The organism is Candidatus Saccharibacteria bacterium oral taxon 488, from assembly GCA_010202465.1.
Lineage (GTDB): Bacteria > Patescibacteriota > Saccharimonadia > Saccharimonadales > Saccharimonadaceae > Nanosynbacter.
In genome coordinates this window covers 591,392-607,796 of sequence record CP047919.1, presented here as the reverse complement: position 1 = coordinate 607,796, position 16,405 = coordinate 591,392, and the positions used below count along the sequence as shown (strand labels likewise).

The window sequence follows — 16,405 nt, the reverse complement described above, 5'->3', positions numbered from 1 at the left end:
TACACGCTTCTCAGTATAAGACATCATAGAGAAAATAACCAACAGAAAGTAATAATTACAACAATTTACTACTGTAAGAAAGTGTTGTATATAATACAATAACTACTATTACCACTCAAAATGAATGCAACATTTAGCAAGTATACTCGTCGCAATGTAGTGTCCACTAGCAGCGATTAACAAAACTGAAACCGGTAATGACAGAAGTGCATGAAAAGGAGCGATACCAAGTTGGTGGCAGCACCCGAGTATGACGCCAACGAGCGTGAGGTAAATAATAACAAACTTTGTACCGCTAACGCTCAGCCTATCGAGAATACGCTTAACATAGAAAAATGTGACACCGTAGCAGATTGCGATGAGGATAAAGAGAAAGAATAACAGAAAAATAGCAGACTGTCCGCTCGTTTTAATGAATAAGGTAGTGAGCTTGATAAGCACCCAAGCTATAGAGAGGGTCATTGTCAGGATAAGAGCAATACCCAACGAAGGTAGCTTTGGTAAGTTGGTTTGACGGCGACGATCATATTCGGCATTTAGTTCCCGACGCTCGTCATATGATAATCGTTTTGGATATACACTAGTGCGGGTTGCTTCAGGTGTTGCTTTCTTAGAAAAGATACTCATGCTCATAGTATAAACCCTATTTACAACAGTTTGCAAACCAGTTATAATTAGCCCATACGCCGTGGAGCCTTTTTCGGGGGCTTATCGCGTGAAAATATTATTAAAAAAGGAGAACTTCTACAAATGGCAGATGCATTTGACCGAAGCAAGCCGCACGTTAACGTGGGTACAATGGGCCACGTTGACCACGGTAAGACGACACTGACCGCCGCAATTACGGCAGTGCTCGCAAAGCGCCTTCCAAGCGCAGTCAACAAACCAATTGCGTACGACCAGATCGATAACGCACCAGAAGAGCGCCAGCGTGGTATTACTATCGCCAGCTCACACCAAGAATACGAGTCACCGAACCGTCACTACGCGCACGTTGATATGCCAGGCCACGCTGACTACGTCAAGAACATGATCACCGGTGCTGCCCAGGTTGATGGCGCGATCCTCGTGATTGCAGCAACCGACGGCCCGATGCCACAAACCCGCGAGCACGTGCTGCTGGCGAAGCAGGTTGGCGTGCCAAAGATCGTTGTCTTCCTTAACAAGATGGACATGGCTGACGCAGATATGGTCGAGCTGATCGAAGAAGAAGTTCGTGAGCTGCTTGCCAAGAACGGCTTTGACGAGAATGCTCCAATTATCAAGGGTTCGGCTCTTAAGGCATTGGAGGGCGATGAGAAGTACGAAGACGCCATCATGGAGCTGGTTGATGCTATGGATAGCTATATCCCAGAGCCACCACGCGACATGGACAAGCCATTCATTATGCCAATTGAGGACGTCTTCTCGATCAAGGGTCGCGGTACTGTGGCAACTGGTCGTATCGAGCAGGGTGTTGTTAAGCTGAACGACGAGGTTGAAATCGTTGGTATCCGCCCAACTCAGAAATCAGTAGTCACTGGTATTGAGGCGTTTAAGAAGTCTCTGGATCAGGGTCAAGCAGGTGACAATGCCGGCGTTTTGCTACGCGGTATTGAGCGCAGCGACATTGAGCGCGGTCAGGTTTTGGCTAAGCCAGGTACGATTACACCACACACCGAGTTTGAAGCTGAGGTGTACATCCTGAAGAAGGAAGAAGGCGGTCGCCACACTCCATTCTCCAAGGGTTACAAGCCACAGTTCTACTTCCGCACCACTGACGTGACGGGTGAAGTTGAGCTGCCAGCTGACAAAGAAATGGTCATGCCAGGCGACACCGTAACCTTCAAGGTTAAGTTGCTTGCCCCAATCGCTATGGAGCAAGGTTTGAACTTTGCCATCCGCGAAGGTGGCCGTACCGTTGGTGCTGGTGTGGTGACAAAGATTAACAAATAGTCTTTACACTGCAGCCCAAAAATCCCCCGGTTTCCGGGGATTTTTAATGATATATTACTATGAGTATCTTGACAAAACAACAAGATAGCGTTACAGTAGAGAAGTTATCGCAATAAAAATTAGGAGACAAACATGAATAAACAGAAGTTGGTGATCGTCGGTGCGGGTGGCATGGTCGGTGCGACGGCGGCGTACGCCTGTGCACTGCGGAGTGTAGTTGAGGAAATTGTGTTGATCGACCGCAACCCTGACTTGGCGTGGGGGCAGGCGGCTGATATCAATGACGCAATGGGAATTGATCGGTGTGTTGTGGTGCGGCCAGGCAGTTATGACGATATCAAGACTGATGATATCGTGGTTATCACCGCTGGTGCGCCGCAGCAGCCGGGGCAGACACGATTGGAGTTACTTGGCGTGAACGCTGAGATTATGCGTGGGACAGTGAGAAATATTATGAGAAACGGTGCCCGTCCGTATATCCTTGTAGTGTCGAATCCGGTCGATGCATTAACGTATGTGGCGCTGAAGGAATCGGGCTTGCCAAAGGGTCGGGTGTTTGGTACCGGAACGACGCTCGATACGTCGCGGCTTAAGTCGTATATCGCGGATCAGCTAGATGTACATAGTCGAGAGGTTGATGCCTATATTTTAGGGGAGCATGGTGATTCATCATTTGCGACAATTGAATCAGCGCAAGTCGGTGAGGTACCACTTGCTGATTATCCGGGATTTAAGCCAGCGATGGTCGACGGTATTGAGGAGAAAATTCGTCAGCGGGCATACCGGGTGATCGAGACCAAGCGGTCGACGTATTATGCAATTGGTTTCGTTATCTCCAAGATTGTCTCGGCACTACGCTCATCGTCGCGTTCAGTATATCCAGTTTGCTCACTGGTTGAGGGCGAGTATGGACTGCACGATGTAGTGCTTGGCCTACCGTCAACGATTTGTGCAGATGGTGTAAAAATCTTGACAGGGTATCCGCTTAATGAGCGCGAGCAGGCGGCGCTACGTCATTCGGCCGAGGTGGTAACGGAGGCAATTCGTAGTTTAGAGTAATGCTTGACGGAATAAATATTATATGTTACAGTATAGATTACTATGGAAGAGTTGTCGCACAAAAAAGCGCAAAAATTAAGAGTCGAAACACTTGGTGAGTATATCAATCCGCTAGCAGGTGATATTTACGAGACCGCCTTGAATTTGTTTCCGGCTCGGACACTAGAGGAGATGCAAATTGTTATTGATGAGAACAGTGGTGACTTCAGAGGTGGTGAGGGCGAAGCATGGGATGGTGAGAAAATTCCAATGATTGTCATCGGCACGAGGGAGACGCTGTCTAGTCCGAATCTTATAGCACGGATGTCGTCTCGATTGGGTGTGCCACGTGAGCGACTTGAGGATGCAGAAATAGGTCGTCAAATCGTCGGGTTGATAGCGTTTTGTCATGAGTTAGGGCACGTAATCCAGCTTGACAAAAAGGTAATGCAGGTTTTTGGTGAGATAGATAATACCATCGTACCTCTACCGGTGGACTATACTAGTGAACAATACCAAGAATATGTCCGGTCTGACCACGAAGCTAATGCCGATTATATTGCAGCCTGTATTTTGGCGGCGAGCCAGTTAGGTGAAGCTATGGGTTATCGGCCACCGATTGAAGATGTCGCGCAGTGGCGCCAGTGGGTGGCAGCAAATCCGGTGGTTCTTGACTAGCCATACTTCAGGTATTGTGATATAATTGCCGGGCAGTATTAATTTACTCCGAGAACTCGGCCGTCCGCGAGGCATGGACGTGAGCAGAGGTTACGGAGTCGCACATAAAGGAGGAGCTATGGCTCAAGACACTGGTATCAAGATTCGTATTCGCCTGAAAGCGTACGACCATAAAGTCATCGACCAGTCAGCAAAACAAATTATCGATACGGCAATTCGCACCGGCGCGAGCGTAGCTGGCCCTGTGCCGCTGCCGACTCGTCGCAGCACCTACACGGTGGTAAAGAGCCCGCACGTCTACAAAATGGGCGGCGAGAGTTACGAGATGCGCACCCATAAGCGCCTTATTGACATTACCAATGCCACACCAAAAACGATTGATAGCCTGCAGAATCTGAGCTTACCGGCTGGTGTTGACGCTGAGATTCGGATGTAATTTTCCTAATCGTACAGCAGAATTTACCACGATCCCGCTTGATAAGCATAAGCGGGATTGTTTTTATGTAGAAAACGTAGTACGGTAGGAGTGTACTAAATAAATACCGTCTATGACGGTGGAGGGATGTATGGGAATACTAAAGAAAACAGTAACGGTGCTCGGGCTGTCGGCGACGGTGTTTGGCTTGGTGCTGAGTGGTGCACCGGTTGCGAATGCTATCGAGAATGTCGCTGCTTTCAGTGATGCGATTGGCCTGAATAAGGACGGCTCGTTGTGGCTGTATCAGAATAACGCTATTCCGGGCTGGCCATTTAGCGGCGGTTCAACAAAGATCGGTCAGGGATTTGACGGGTACACAAACATTACATTCGCCGATATGGACGGTGATGGTCGTCCGGATATTGTTGCCTACCCAAAAAATCAAAAGGCTCAAGTGTTCCGCAATAATGGCTCCACGACGACACCATTTGCTGACAAGCCAGTCGCCAGCGATATCGACTATCAGGGTGATGCAGTGTTCGCCAAGCTGCACGGTAAAGACAGCCCGGCCTCACATGTTTATGTTGATAACAACGGTAACCTGATGGCAGGCAAAGTTTATCTACGCTACAAGAAGCTTGAAGGAGTGTATGATTTTGTGTCAGATGAGGCTCGTCAGATTGGTTATGGCTGGAAGAATTTTCGATCAATTATCGCTGGTGACTTAAATGGGGATGGCTATGATGACATCGTCGCGGTACACCGGGACGGTACGATGTGGGCATATCTCAATCGTGGACGCGACAACAAGACAACAATGTTTGAGAGTGGTCGTCAAATCGGTCACGGCTGGAATGGATTTGATACTATTATGCTCGGTAATATGAATGCCGATAGCTTGGCGGATATTGTTGGCCGGACGAAAGATGGACGGTTGCTGCAATATACAAATAGCGGCAATATGAATTGGCCGTTTAGTAGTGGTTCAATAGAAGTTGGTCACGGCTGGAATGGATTTAAGTCGGTCCACCTGACAAATATGTGGTAATTTATTTCTCGTAACCTAAACTTAGGGCAGCCTCGCTTTGTGTGCGGGGCTGCTTTGCTATGGTGCGCCTGGTATGATATGATAAAAAAGCTTATGGCAAAACAAAAATCACGAACGTACGCTCGTAATCGCTCAAAGGCAAGTATCATTACCAACCGCAAAGGTCGGGAGCGGCTGTATGAAAATGACAGCACCTTTTTCGTAAAGTTGGTGGTGTGTGTCGTGCTGGCGGCATTGTGGTTGCGACTGAAGCAGCCGATTGAGCTGGGTGTGGTAGCGATCCAGGCGCTGCCGGTTGGACTGATTGTCGGCCTGCTTTTAGTGGTGTCGGTCGAGAAGTATCAATTTAATCGCAAGATTTGGTACGTGACGCTGATTTTAATGGCAATTGTGACATCATTTACGCCCGTAGGGATTATGATCTAGCCCGGGGTTATATTTAGCGAAAAACAGAGGCCGTAGAGTGCGATACCGGCCGCAACTGAGACATTAAATGACTCTTTAGCACCCTGCATGGGGATTTCGACAATGTGATCGCACCGCGCTAGAATGTCCGGCTCAATGCCATAGACCTCCTCGCCGAGGAGTAGGGCAAAGCGGGTTGGTGGCCGGAACGTATTGAGCTCTGTGCTCGACGCTGACTGCTCTAGGGCAATCACAGGTAAGCGTTCCCTGCTGGCATTCTCCGCCAACCACTGGTGAATATCAACTACGTAGCTAAAGGGCAGCATTGTTTCTGCGCCTAGCGCAGTCTTGTGAATCTGGGCGGTCAACCTTTCGGTAATGTGCGGCAGCCTTGGATCGATAGACCGGGGATCGGCTAATCGTAAATCGGGGTACGGCGTATAGCCGCTAAAGATAATTTGTCTGACGCCAAAGCCTTCGGCTGTTCTCATAATTGCACCGACATTGTACGTCGAGCGAATATTGTGCATGAGGAGGGTAATTTCTGGCATGATATCATTATAGCACTCGCCCAAGGATAAGCTTTTTGCTATAATAAGGTTGATGGATGAAGATCGAATTCAACAACAACGTCGCGATCAAGATGAAGACGCGACCCGGAAACGAGCGGCGATTTTAGGCCTGCAGTATCTGGATGCTCGCGAGTTTGAGCAGACAATTCCGCTGATTCGTGATATTTTGACGATTGAAGAGATGTATAACGGACACGTTGTGCCGCTGGCGATAAACCCTGACGAGCAGTCATATCGGTTTGGCATTACGTCACAGACACCACAATCATTAGTAGCAACGATGACTAATAACTACCGCGAGCAGGGTATTATTGCTAAGTTCTTTCTAATATCGGCCTCGGGCTTTAGGTCGTTAATGCTGCGATTTGATCCGCCAAAGAAAGTGATTTATGATAATATCGAAATTGCCAAAGAGGGTGATAGTGACACACTCCAGCAGGTCAGCCAGACATTAGCGACCGTCGGCACGAACGACGTGTTTAACTATTTGATCGATCAGGCGGATCGGCTGAATGCGTCGGATATTCATATTGAGAATCAGCGCGATACTATTCGGGTGCGGATGCGCGTTGATGGCGCGCTGCACTCGGTGGCGGAGCTGGGCCGTGATCGTTATCGAGTTATCATGGCGGCGCTGGCTTCGCGAGCAAATATTTCGACGGCGTCCAATGAGCCGCAGTCGGGGCACATGCAGCAAGAAATCCATCGTGACGGTATATCACACCTCCTTAACCTCCGTGTCGAAGCAGTGCCAACCATGTATGGTCAAGACGTAGTGCTGCGCTTATTTAATTTTGACACCTCGATGTTGAACCTAGACTTGCTCAGTATCGGTGCGGCTGAGCGGGCGCAAATTGATGAGATCATTTCCCATCCGCGTGGTCTGGTGCTGTTAGTTGGGCCAACTGGCTCGGGTAAGTCAACGACTTTGTACAGCATTCTCAATGCGCTCAATACGCCGGATCGTAAAGTGATTACACTGGAAGATCCAGTAGAAAATACCATTCCCGGCATTACGCAGATCCCGATTGATACGGCGGCTGGCCAGCGGTTTGATGATGGGCTGCGTAGCGTGTTACGTCTTGACCCAGACGTGGTGATGGTTGGTGAGATTCGTGATCAGGAAACCGCCAAGACAGCAATTCAGGCGTCGATTACCGGGCATCTGGTGCTGTCAAGCTTTCATGCTAACTCGACGTCAGCGGCGTTTAGTCGAATTATTGATATGATCGGGCAGAATCCAATTTTTAGTTCAGCGGTGCGACTACTGATCGCTCAGCGGCTGGTGCGGCGCCTGCATGATGAGAGCAAGGAAGAGTATGAACCAGATGAGGCAACACGCAACTGGGTAAAGGAGGTCTTGCGGGATCTACCGTCACATGTTGATTGTCCTGATCTTGATACGTTCAAGCTGTGGCGACCCGTGGCGACCGACGAGGTGCCGTTTGGCTACAAGGGGCGTATCCCAGTGATGGAGCAATTGGTGGTGACTGAGGAAATTCAGAAGTTTCTACGTGGCGATATTGCTGATGTGCACACCGAGGCGATTGAGGCTACAGCCAAGAAACATGGCATGGTGACGCTGCTGCAGGCGGGCGTGCTAGCGGCTTTGCGCGGCGAGACGACACTTGAGGAAGTTAATCGAGTTATCTAGTGGACATCAAAAAGCCACGCTAAGGCCATCACTCCGACGGTTTCCATTATGATTGTTAGCATATGCGAATAGGGTTATGTGATAACACGAGCGACGGTTGACGGCACTCGCTCATCAAATGGCGAAGGAATGACTTCATCGGCCGTTGGGTTTTCAACTAGTGCCGCCAGTGCTTTGGCTGCTGCGAGTTTGTGCTGGTCGGTGATTTTTTTCACACCATGATCGAGCGCCCCGCGGAAGATACCTGGGAAGGCCAGGGAATTATTAATTTGGTTTGGAAAATCGCTGCGGCCAGTAGCGATGACTGCTACGCCCGCCTCTCGGGCGACGTCTGGCATGATTTCTGGTACCGGGTTTGCCAGGGCAAAGATGATTGGATCCTCGGCCATTTTCTGTACCAATTCAGGTGTGAGCAGCCCAGCGCGCGACACACCAATAAATACGTCAGCATCGGTGATGGCGTCGTCAATGGAGCCGGATTGTGAAGCGTCGACGTATTCTAACAGTGCAGTTTTTTCCGCATTCAAATCAGTGCGAGACGCACCAACAATGCCGCGGCTATCTACTGCCATGATGCTCCTCGCGCCGTATAAGTGCAATAATTTGATGATGGCCGTACCGGCTGCGCCCGCGCCAATGACTACAAATTTACAGTCTGCCAAATTTCGTCTCGTCAATTTCGCGGCATTGATCAGCCCCGCCAACACCACTATCGCTGTACCATGTTGGTCGTCATGAAACACGGGGATGTCCAGCTCAGCCTTCAGGCGCTCTTCAATCTCAAAACATTTTGGTGCGGCGATGTCTTCCAGGTTAATCGCCCCAAAGCTCGGTGCGATTGCCTTGATCGTGGCAATAATTTCTTCTGGTTGGTGAACGTCCAGTACAACCGGCACAGCGTCGACATTAGCGAAATGCTTGAACAGCAGCGCCTTGCCTTCCATCACCGGCATGGCGGCTTTCGGTCCCAAATCGCCCAAGCCTAAAATCGCTGAGCCGTCAGAAATCACGCCGACTAGATTATTCGTCCAGGTGTACTTTGGTAAATCCGCTGGGTTTTCGGCAATCGCCTGGCTGACCGCACCCACGCCTGGGCTGTAATAGGCGCTTAATTTGTCACGGTCCAGTTTCTCCTGGTCGCGCAAGCTGGTAGTAATTTTACCCTTATATTTCTTGTGTAATTCAAGTGCTAGTGTATTGTAATCCATGCGGTCAATTATAGCGCAGTTTGGTGAAGTTTTCAGGAGTTGCTATCTTTGGGTAATTGTGCTAGAATTGATAACTAATTGTATCGGTGACATTAAATATCGAGTCTTTCAGTGTGGAGCTATAGGGATACAACTATATGGCCAGCTGTTAAGATCCCGAAACAGAGGAAAACAGTATGAGTTTTGAACTAATCAACAAAGTCAATCAAGCACAGAAAAAGCAAGCAGTTGTTGATGTCCGCAGTGGTGACACCGTGCGTGTGTACCAGAAAATTAAGGAAGGCAACAAAGAGCGTATCCAGATGTTTGAAGGTGTGGTTATTCGCACCGACAACAAACAGTCACACACCTCACGCATCACCGTTCGTAAAATTGCCTCAGGCGTTGGCGTGGAAAAATCATTCTTGCTGCACAGTCCGCTGATCGAGAAAGTGGAAATTGTTCGCCGCGCTAAGGTTCGCCGCAAGTTCCTCAGCTTCTTGCGTAAGCGCTCTGGTAAATCAGCTCGCTTGACTGCCAAAAACTTTGACCGCGTAGCTGTCAACAACGTGCATGACGCCAAGGCTGAAGCAGAAGCTGAACGCTTGAAAGAGGAGGCCGCACAGGCTGCCGCTGCCAAGCAAGCCGAAAAAGACGCTGCTCAGGCAGAACTTGACGTCAAGGCTGCCGAGGTCGCAGCTCGCCACAAAGAAGCGTAATTAGTTTTGAGACACATAGGCCGCTCTCTCTGGGGGGCGGTTTTCTCATGGTATAATGCCAATATGTCGATCTTTCACTATATCTCTGTATTTGTTCCGGTGACTTTGGCATTTGCGGTGCCGTACGTGTTGCGCCGCCAGGGTTTTACCGATGAAGTAAAGTACCGCTGGCTGCTATATGTTGCGTGCGTGCTGTTTTTCATCTCGTGGTATTTGCCGTCGCCGCTGATTGAGGGGCGAGACACCAGTTTTACGACGCATTTCGTGGGCGGCGGGTTGTTTACGGGACTAGTGTGGGTATATTTGGTGCTGGCGACACGCTGGCGGGCGCACTGGTTGGTGATGGCGTTCTCGGTGTTTGCGTTGGTGTCGGCGCTGGGCTGTATCAATGAACTGGCGGAATTATTGATGGTTAAGGTAGGGCTGGCGCGTATCACGCTGGACGATACCAATTGGGATATTTTGGCAAATACGCTGGGTGCGACGGCGGTGTGGATCGGCTGGGTGCTCATACGTTCGGGCGTAAAAAAGGATGTGAAAAAGGGTCAGCGCGCGCATGATTCTCGGCATTGATGAAGTTGGGCGCGGTCCGTGGGCTGGGCCATTGGTGGTGGGCGCAGTGATTTTGGGTGGTGCTGAGATTGAAGGGCTAAACGACAGTAAAAAATTGACTAAAAAACGCCGCGAGGTTTTAGATGGGGTGATTCGCGAGCAGGCGGCTGCCTGGGCGCTGGGCTGGGTGAGTGCCAGGGAATTGGACGACGTTGGCATGAGCCAGGCGTTGCGACTGGCAACGCGGCGGGCGGTCAAGCAAATTCAGTTGCAATGCAAAGCGAATAATGTGGCGTTTGATGAAATTATCATTGACGGGACGGTGAATTTCTTAGCGGATACGGCGCTAGAGCAATACGTGACAGTGATGGCCAAGGCCGATGGTTTGATCCCCGGTGTGTCGGCGGCATCGATTATCGCTAAAGTAGCGCGCGACCAGTTTATGGCCGAGCAAGACGTGGTCTATCCAGGGTATGGCTTCGCGTCAAATGCTGGCTATGGCGTGGCCAAGCACCGTACGGCAATTGAGCGGTTGGGCGTGACGCCGCTGCATCGGCTGAGTTTTGCACCGCTACAGAAGTATGTGGGTAGCATGAATTCACAGAATCTGCACCGAAAAAAGTCAAGTGCTCTACCGAATGAGTCGCCTGTCGGATATCCTCAGAAAATAATTCGGGACCCACGTAAAGTTGCCCAAATTTTTTCCGAGGATATCACTCCAGTCGATTTTGTAGGCACCGAAGATGTTATGCAAATCGATGTACCAAATACCGCTCCAGAAACGGAAAAATTAGCAACAACTCGCCAAATTGGGGATAGGGGTGAGCAAGTAGCAGCGGATCAGCTAGTGGCGGACGGACATGAGATCATTGCCCGCAACTGGCGGACACGGTACTGCGAGATTGACATCGTCAGCATAAAAGATGATGTGCTGTATTTCTCCGAAGTCAAATATCGCAAGAATTCCAGATATGGTGATGGCTTGGCGGCGATTACCAACAAAAAACAGCGACAAATGCGCTTTGCAGCTGAGCTATTTATGATAAAACATCCGCAACACGAGGGGCGTGATATGCGGATGTTAGCTATAGCTGTTGACAGGGATTACAACACCGAATGCCTAGTGGTGTAGGGTATAAATTTGGCGATGTGTCGTTAGTTAGGGTCTCGGTTGATTACTGCACTTTCGATAGAACAGTCTTCTATGGTGGCTTCAAATATATTGTTACCGGCTGGCGTGTCGATAACGCGTGTTTTGAAGCCTGTGTCGCCTCGTGAGCAAAGGGCGGTTATCTCAAGAGTATGTGGAAATAGCTCACCCCTTGGCGTAGGATTACTGCTTGGTTCATTTATACCAGTAACTATGACATTGCCGCCGCCGGGGCAACCAACAGTAACTACTCCGAGCCTTGGCTCTCTAGTTATATTATATTCGTAAGTTTCAGCACTCTCAATCTGCGGTACTGCTAACGAATCGTGGCCGCAAGCCACGGAGACAGTCTTGTGTTCGGTGGTTCTCTTCCCTGAGCAGCCTACGACTCCAAATGCGGCTGTGCCAGCCATTAAAGCCCAAGCCACGGCCTTTTGCCCCAGCCTACGCGCGGTGTCAGCTATTTGGTGTAGTGTATCTCTCCGGTCTCCCTGGCTACCAATAGTGTTGTGATTTCCCATAGAATCTCCTTAAATTGAGTTAATTTATTACCTCAAACACGTGCCAACTCCACTCAGTGTGACTAAATGTTTATCCGTGATTATACCACTTGATATTAAATAAGTCAACTGTAAAAGCGTATAATTCAACATTACCTATCAAGAGCATCAATAACCGCGGCCTGATCCCGCTCAATCAGTGCTACTCTGCCAGCGATTTCGCGGATGCCCAGATCAATGGTGCGGGTCAGGGCTGGTTCGGCGCGCAGCGGCGTGGTAAATTCGGTGAAATCGTTTAGCTCATCACGGGTCAACAGAGCGCTGGCGGCGTAGCGGATAAAAGTATCGTAGCTTTTATCGCCGCCAAAGGTATCTTTCACCCACGACCAATTTTCTTTCAGCCAATTCCAAGCAATTTGCCGGTTTTCCCGCGTACGGATCAGATAAATAAACCAGCGGCTGGCATCTTGTGGACGTATGATAGTAGTATCCTTGATCGCTGTTAAAATTTGCTCGGTAGTTGCTGGATTCTTCGTCGAGGTCAAGCTTAGTGCGATATCAACCTGCAGGTCGGCTGACGGCGTATTCTGATATATCGTAAAAAGCTTGTCAATCATTTCTGGCGTCTCAAACTGTCTGACATTGGCGTTGATGATCAGCGGGCGAATCTCAGCTGGTAAATCATCTGGGTCGGTTTCGTCAAAACGTCGTTTGGCCTCCGTGAGCGCTACTGAATCCTCACCATATAACATCAAACCCAGCGCTGCCGTGCGCCGCTTGCGATCATCATCAGACTCGCCGCTCCGTTCATCCCAGCCAAGTTCCATGAAGGTATCGTGGGCAAATTCAGCAGAAATCTGCTTTAGCCGAGCACGTCCTGCTTCGTTATCGTCAACAAATTTCCGTAATTCCGCCAGCGCACCGGCCGCCATACTAAAAACCTTCTCATTGGTCTCGTGCTGAAAAACGCGTGCCAGCGGTAGCAGCGCCGCCGAACTTTCTCGTCCAGCCCGTGTTAGCAGCGTCATGTCTTGCAGTAAGCAAATTTTATCTAATGTCGGTAATTCTGCCGCCTTTTCGATCAATCGGTCTCGCATTACTGAGTCGTAATGCGTTACGAAATGTCCGTTCAGTCCGCAGTTCAGTCGAACGTCGCTATTTATCGTAAATGTTTTCTCGCGCTCGGTCAGAATATCATCAAGCGGCTGATTGGCGAACAGCGGAATCGGCCACAGGACGTCGGACGGCTGATGATCACCGATGAAAAAGCGTTCCTGGCGCAGGGTGGCGGTAGGTTGTCTATCAGAACTATCTTGCTCGACCTGTACAATCGGCAAACCTGGCTGCGAAATCCAAGTGTTCATCAAGTCAACAATCGGCTGTTCGCTGGCGGTTTCTAGCTCCTGCCATAAATCATTACCAACAGTGTTTTGGTAAGCAAATTTTTCAAAATATGACTTCAGCCCTGCACGAAACGCCTCCTCGCCGATCAGCCGCCGTACCATCACCAGTAGACGCCCGCCCTTTGCATAGACAATTGCTGGGTCAAACAACGTGCTGATCTCATCCGGATGATTAACGTCGGCCTGCACTGGCTGGACACCGTCCAGGCTATCGCGCCGCAGTGCCGCGGTGACCTCGCTTGTCGCAAATTCCTCCCACATCCGCCACTCAGGGTGTAGTGCGTCGATCGCCACGTATTCCATCATGTTAGCGAAACTTTCGTTCAGCCACAGGTCATTCCACCACTGCATGGTCACCAAATTACCAAACCACTGGTGGCTGAGTTCGTGAGAGATGACGGTGGCGATAAAGCGTTTGGACGATTCCGGCGTTAATTTCGGATCAGCCAGCAGGCAACTTTCGCGGTAGGTGATGAGTCCCCAGTTTTCCATGGCGCCCGAAGAGAAATCTGGCAGCGCTACGTGATCGGATTTTGGCAGCGGATATGGCACGCCAAAATATTCATCGTAAAAATCAATGGAGCGCGTGGCGATATCTAGCGCAAAATCTAGGGTCTCCTCGCTCTGAGCTGGTGTGGCCCAGACATTTACCTCGACGCCAGATTTAGTGCGGGCAGTTTTCTTGTGCAGTTCGCCGACAACGAAAGCCAGTAAGTAGCTGCTCATCCGTGGTGTGGTGGCGAAGGTGGTTGTTAGCACGCCGTCGTCTTTAGAAGATTTGGCGACGGGCATGTTGCCTAGGACGGTTAGTTCCGGAGCAGTCACAAGCGTGACGTCATAGGTGGCTTTGGCAGCTGGCTCATCAACACACGGAAAGACTTCGCGGGCATGGTGCGATTCAAATTGGGTGGCAAACAATTGCTTTTTCACGCCGTCGTGGGTAAAGTAGCACGGATACAGTCCATGCATGGCGTCGGTGATAGTGCCAGAAAACTCAACACGAACGGTGCGCTGGCCGCTGGATAAATCTGGGCGTGATAGGCGCAGCTCATCAAATTCATCATGGGAAAACTCAGCTGGCTGATCGTCAATTAACGCTGAATGAATGGTCAAGTCTTTGGTGTGTAGCGAAATTAATTCATTAGTTGACTCGCCAGAAATGATTACCGTGCCAGAAAACACTTTTTCTTCAGCGTGCGTCAGATCGAGAGTTAATGTGTAATGATGTGGTATAAAGGTGTCGAGTAGGCGTGGAACTGTTTTCATACTTTCATTATAATATAGATTATGGCAACGGGGAAAATAAGGCGTCGGCAAATCATGGTACTGCTTGTCATGGCGGTGGTGGGTGCAGTAGTGTGGGCGGTGCAGCTGCAGCAGCCGCGGGTTGCGCCGACTTCGCCGTCTATGCAGCAGCAATTGTTTGGTGATTCAAACGCTCAAGCGGAGTTAGCTAAACTAGAGGTTAAAGGTCGCGCACCTAAAACGGGCTACAGCCGCAAACAATTTAGTGATGGTTGGGGTAAAATGAGTGGCTGCTCGGTGCGTGAAGTAATTTTGGCGCGGGATCTAACGGAAACAAAAATTGACGATAAATGTCGCGTGCTGGCCGGGACACTACGTGACCCGTATACCGGCCGAACGATCAAGTTTCAGCGCGGGCCAGAGACCTCGTCGAAAGTACAAATCGATCACGTGGTGGCGTTGAGTGATGCGTGGCAGAAAGGTGCACAGCAACTACCACGTGAGGAACGAGAAAAATTGGCAAACGATCCGCTGAATTTGTTGGCTGCTGATGGTCCGGCCAACCAAGCCAAAGGCGATGGCGACGCCGCAACCTGGCTGCCTCCTAACAAACCGTTTCGCTGTCAGTACATTGAACGACAGGTAGCGATCAAGCGTAAATATCGTCTGTGGGTAACAAATGCAGAAAAAGAGGCGATGGGCAAGGTGTTGGCCAGCTGCGGCTCGACGTGATGAGTTGAGCTTCCAAGGACTTGATTAGTTGCAAATATCGCCCAAACCGCTTATACTAAACCCATGAAGATTTATCTTGGCTCAGATCATCGAGGGTTTGCATTGAAAGAAAAAGTATTTGCGTATTTGGCAAAGAATGGTTACGTGGTCGAAGATGTCGGTGGTCGTGAGCTCAATCCTGATGACGACTTTCCGCAGTTTGCAGCAGCGGCAGCGCTGCGAGTGATTGGTGATGGCGAGGATGAGCCACGGGCAATTTTAATTTGCGGCGGCGGTCAAGGCATGTGCATGGCGGCGAATCGTTTTAAGGGGATCCGCGCCAGTGTGATTTGGGATGCACATGAAGCGAGGATGACACGGCGTGACAATAATTCGAATGTACTATGTCTGCCGGCTAGGGTTCTCGAGGATAACGAAGTTGCCTGGAAGGGCATTGTTGAAACGTGGCTCAATACTGCATACGCGGATGCCCCGCGGTATAATCGGCGCAATGCGCAACTGGATGAAATCGTATGAGTAGTGTTATCGCCCCGGCAATTTTGGCAGAAAATGCCCAGCAATACAAAGAGCAGGTTGATAGAATCACTGGCTTTGCCGAGCGGGTACATATTGATTTGACTGATGGTGAATTTGCGCCAACCGTTACGATTGGTATTCCAGAGTTATGGGCGCCAGAAGGTTGGACGATTGATATTCATGCCATGGTAAACAAGCTGGATGAGTATGTGCCGAAGTTGATCACGCTGAGGCCGCACTTGATTATCATTCATGCTGAGGCCAAAGGCGACGTGCTGGGGGCACTCAAGGAAATTAAGCGTTCAGGTATCATGGCTGGATTGGCACTATTGAGACCAACGGTGCCGCAAACTGTTGAAGAACTTATTAAGGAAGCAGAGCATGTCTTGATTTTCAGCGGTGAGCTAGGCAAATTTGGCGGAACAGCCAGCCTGATACAGCTGGAAAAAATTCGGCTCGTCAAGATGATTAATCCGAACGTTGAAATTGGCTGGGATGGTGGTGTGATGGTCGACAATGCTTATAGCCTTGTTCAGGGCGGTGTGAACATACTGAATGTTGGCGGGACAATTCAAAAAGCGACTGATCCGCCGGCAATGTTTGCTAAACTCCAGCAGGAAATTAGCAAGACGGGTGTGCTCGGGTAGTTTGCT

18 protein-coding genes are annotated in these 16,405 nt (G+C 49.9%); 13 read left to right on the top strand and 5 right to left on the bottom strand.

The genetic code is table 11. The annotated features are described in order from the left end of the window. Nucleotides 1–108: 108 nt before the first annotated feature. Nucleotides 109–633 carry a hypothetical protein gene (locus GWK76_03315; protein QHU92324.1) on the bottom strand — a complete coding sequence of 175 codons (525 nt, stop codon included), beginning with the start codon at nt 631–633 and terminating at the stop codon, nt 109–111. A 117-nt stretch (nt 634–750) separates the two neighbouring features. Here GWK76_03315 and tuf point away from each other — a divergent pair, with 117 nt between their 5' ends. From tuf to GWK76_03285, 6 genes are all read left to right on the top strand, one after another. After that, entirely contained in the window at nt 751–1,935 is a 1,185-nt protein-coding gene (gene tuf / locus GWK76_03310; GenBank protein ID QHU92323.1) for an elongation factor Tu, read from the top strand. 132 nt (nt 1,936–2,067) lie between these two features. Then, nucleotides 2,068–2,994: an L-lactate dehydrogenase gene (locus GWK76_03305; GenBank protein QHU92322.1), complete on the top strand. Its 927-nt coding sequence runs from the start codon at nt 2,068–2,070 to the stop codon at nt 2,992–2,994. A gap of 42 nt (nt 2,995–3,036) precedes the next feature. Next, nucleotides 3,037–3,651, top strand: a complete 615-nt coding sequence (locus GWK76_03300; GenBank protein ID QHU92321.1) for a hypothetical protein — start codon at nt 3,037–3,039, stop codon at nt 3,649–3,651. A gap of 118 nt (nt 3,652–3,769) precedes the next feature. After that, nucleotides 3,770–4,087, top strand: a complete 318-nt coding sequence (gene rpsJ / locus GWK76_03295; protein ID QHU92320.1) for a 30S ribosomal protein S10 — start codon at nt 3,770–3,772, stop codon at nt 4,085–4,087. 130 nt (nt 4,088–4,217) lie between these two features. Then, the gene (locus tag GWK76_03290) at nt 4,218–5,117 is read left to right on the top strand and encodes a hypothetical protein (protein QHU92319.1); all 900 of its coding nucleotides are present in this window, start codon (nt 4,218–4,220) and stop codon (nt 5,115–5,117) included. Nucleotides 5,118–5,210: 93 nt separating this feature from the next. Further along, the gene (locus tag GWK76_03285; GenBank protein QHU92318.1) at nt 5,211–5,543 is read left to right on the top strand and encodes a hypothetical protein; all 333 of its coding nucleotides are present in this window, start codon (nt 5,211–5,213) and stop codon (nt 5,541–5,543) included. Here the strand turns inward: GWK76_03285 and GWK76_03280 are convergent. After that, complete coding sequence (locus GWK76_03280; protein QHU92317.1) at nt 5,540–6,073, bottom strand: TrmH family RNA methyltransferase; 534 nt, start codon at nt 6,071–6,073, stop codon at nt 5,540–5,542. The genes GWK76_03285 and GWK76_03280 overlap by 4 nt on opposite strands. A 52-nt stretch (nt 6,074–6,125) precedes the next feature. Here GWK76_03280 and GWK76_03275 point away from each other — a divergent pair, with 52 nt between their 5' ends. Further along, nucleotides 6,126–7,748 (top strand): hypothetical protein, encoded by a 1,623-nt coding sequence (locus GWK76_03275; GenBank protein ID QHU92316.1) that lies wholly within the window; start codon nt 6,126–6,128, stop codon nt 7,746–7,748. A 74-nt stretch (nt 7,749–7,822) separates the two neighbouring features. Here GWK76_03275 and GWK76_03270 read toward each other — a convergent pair whose 3' ends face one another. Next, a complete protein-coding gene (locus tag GWK76_03270; protein QHU92315.1) occupies nt 7,823–8,956 on the bottom strand; it encodes an NAD-dependent malic enzyme in 1,134 nt (377 codons plus the stop codon). Nucleotides 8,957–9,132: 176 nt separating this feature from the next. Between GWK76_03270 and rplS the strand changes: the two genes are divergently transcribed. The 3 genes from rplS (at nt 9,133) to GWK76_03255 (ending at nt 11,338) form a co-directional block, all read left to right on the top strand. Continuing rightward, nucleotides 9,133–9,654, top strand: a complete 522-nt coding sequence (gene rplS, locus GWK76_03265; GenBank protein QHU92314.1) for a 50S ribosomal protein L19 — start codon at nt 9,133–9,135, stop codon at nt 9,652–9,654. 63 nt (nt 9,655–9,717) lie between these two features. Next, nucleotides 9,718–10,227: a hypothetical protein gene (locus GWK76_03260; GenBank protein ID QHU92313.1), complete on the top strand. Its 510-nt coding sequence runs from the start codon at nt 9,718–9,720 to the stop codon at nt 10,225–10,227. Next, nucleotides 10,211–11,338, top strand: a complete 1,128-nt coding sequence (locus GWK76_03255; GenBank protein QHU92312.1) for a ribonuclease HII — start codon at nt 10,211–10,213, stop codon at nt 11,336–11,338. Before GWK76_03260 ends, GWK76_03255 begins: the two co-directional genes overlap by 17 nt. Nucleotides 11,339–11,361: 23 nt before the next feature. Here the strand turns inward: GWK76_03255 and GWK76_03250 are convergent, their stop codons facing one another. Both GWK76_03250 and GWK76_03245 read right to left on the bottom strand, forming a co-directional pair. Then, entirely contained in the window at nt 11,362–11,877 is a 516-nt protein-coding gene (locus tag GWK76_03250) for a hypothetical protein (protein ID QHU92311.1), read from the bottom strand. Nucleotides 11,878–12,008: 131 nt separating this feature from the next. Beyond that, nucleotides 12,009–14,525 carry an aminopeptidase gene (locus GWK76_03245; protein QHU92310.1) on the bottom strand — a complete coding sequence of 839 codons (2,517 nt, stop codon included), beginning with the start codon at nt 14,523–14,525 and terminating at the stop codon, nt 12,009–12,011. A gap of 21 nt (nt 14,526–14,546) precedes the next feature. On the opposite strand from GWK76_03245, the gene GWK76_03240 reads away from it, so the two are divergent. From GWK76_03240 to GWK76_03230, 3 genes are all read left to right on the top strand, one after another. Then, entirely contained in the window at nt 14,547–15,236 is a 690-nt protein-coding gene (locus tag GWK76_03240; GenBank protein QHU92309.1) for a DUF1524 domain-containing protein, read from the top strand. Between the two features lie 63 nt (nt 15,237–15,299). Next, complete coding sequence (locus GWK76_03235) at nt 15,300–15,752, top strand: RpiB/LacA/LacB family sugar-phosphate isomerase (GenBank protein ID QHU92308.1); 453 nt, start codon at nt 15,300–15,302, stop codon at nt 15,750–15,752. Then, nucleotides 15,749–16,399, top strand: coding sequence for a hypothetical protein (locus GWK76_03230; protein QHU92307.1), 651 nt, complete (start codon nt 15,749–15,751; stop codon nt 16,397–16,399). Before GWK76_03235 ends, GWK76_03230 begins: the two co-directional genes overlap by 4 nt. Nucleotides 16,400–16,405: the final 6 nt, after the last annotated feature.

What these genes read in the sequence shown, in the direction of transcription:
- GWK76_03315 (QHU92324.1), bottom strand. Translation starts at nt 633, where the DNA reads ATGAGCATGAGTATCTTTTCTAAGAAAGCAACACCTGAAGCAACCCGC.
- tuf (QHU92323.1), top strand. Translation starts at nt 751, where the DNA reads ATGGCAGATGCATTTGACCGAAGCAAGCCGCACGTTAACGTGGGTACA.
- GWK76_03305 (QHU92322.1), top strand. Translation starts at nt 2,068, where the DNA reads ATGAATAAACAGAAGTTGGTGATCGTCGGTGCGGGTGGCATGGTCGGT.
- GWK76_03300 (QHU92321.1), top strand. Translation starts at nt 3,037, where the DNA reads ATGGAAGAGTTGTCGCACAAAAAAGCGCAAAAATTAAGAGTCGAAACA.
- rpsJ (QHU92320.1), top strand. Translation starts at nt 3,770, where the DNA reads ATGGCTCAAGACACTGGTATCAAGATTCGTATTCGCCTGAAAGCGTAC.
- GWK76_03290 (QHU92319.1), top strand. Translation starts at nt 4,218, where the DNA reads ATGGGAATACTAAAGAAAACAGTAACGGTGCTCGGGCTGTCGGCGACG.
- GWK76_03285 (QHU92318.1), top strand. Translation starts at nt 5,211, where the DNA reads ATGGCAAAACAAAAATCACGAACGTACGCTCGTAATCGCTCAAAGGCA.
- GWK76_03280 (QHU92317.1), bottom strand. Translation starts at nt 6,073, where the DNA reads ATGCCAGAAATTACCCTCCTCATGCACAATATTCGCTCGACGTACAAT.
- GWK76_03275 (QHU92316.1), top strand. Translation starts at nt 6,126, where the DNA reads ATGGATGAAGATCGAATTCAACAACAACGTCGCGATCAAGATGAAGAC.
- GWK76_03270 (QHU92315.1), bottom strand. Translation starts at nt 8,956, where the DNA reads ATGGATTACAATACACTAGCACTTGAATTACACAAGAAATATAAGGGT.
- rplS (QHU92314.1), top strand. Translation starts at nt 9,133, where the DNA reads ATGAGTTTTGAACTAATCAACAAAGTCAATCAAGCACAGAAAAAGCAA.
- GWK76_03260 (QHU92313.1), top strand. Translation starts at nt 9,718, where the DNA reads ATGTCGATCTTTCACTATATCTCTGTATTTGTTCCGGTGACTTTGGCA.
- GWK76_03255 (QHU92312.1), top strand. Translation starts at nt 10,211, where the DNA reads ATGATTCTCGGCATTGATGAAGTTGGGCGCGGTCCGTGGGCTGGGCCA.
- GWK76_03250 (QHU92311.1), bottom strand. Translation starts at nt 11,877, where the DNA reads ATGGGAAATCACAACACTATTGGTAGCCAGGGAGACCGGAGAGATACA.
- GWK76_03245 (QHU92310.1), bottom strand. Translation starts at nt 14,525, where the DNA reads ATGAAAACAGTTCCACGCCTACTCGACACCTTTATACCACATCATTAC.
- GWK76_03240 (QHU92309.1), top strand. Translation starts at nt 14,547, where the DNA reads ATGGCAACGGGGAAAATAAGGCGTCGGCAAATCATGGTACTGCTTGTC.
- GWK76_03235 (QHU92308.1), top strand. Translation starts at nt 15,300, where the DNA reads ATGAAGATTTATCTTGGCTCAGATCATCGAGGGTTTGCATTGAAAGAA.
- GWK76_03230 (QHU92307.1), top strand. Translation starts at nt 15,749, where the DNA reads ATGAGTAGTGTTATCGCCCCGGCAATTTTGGCAGAAAATGCCCAGCAA.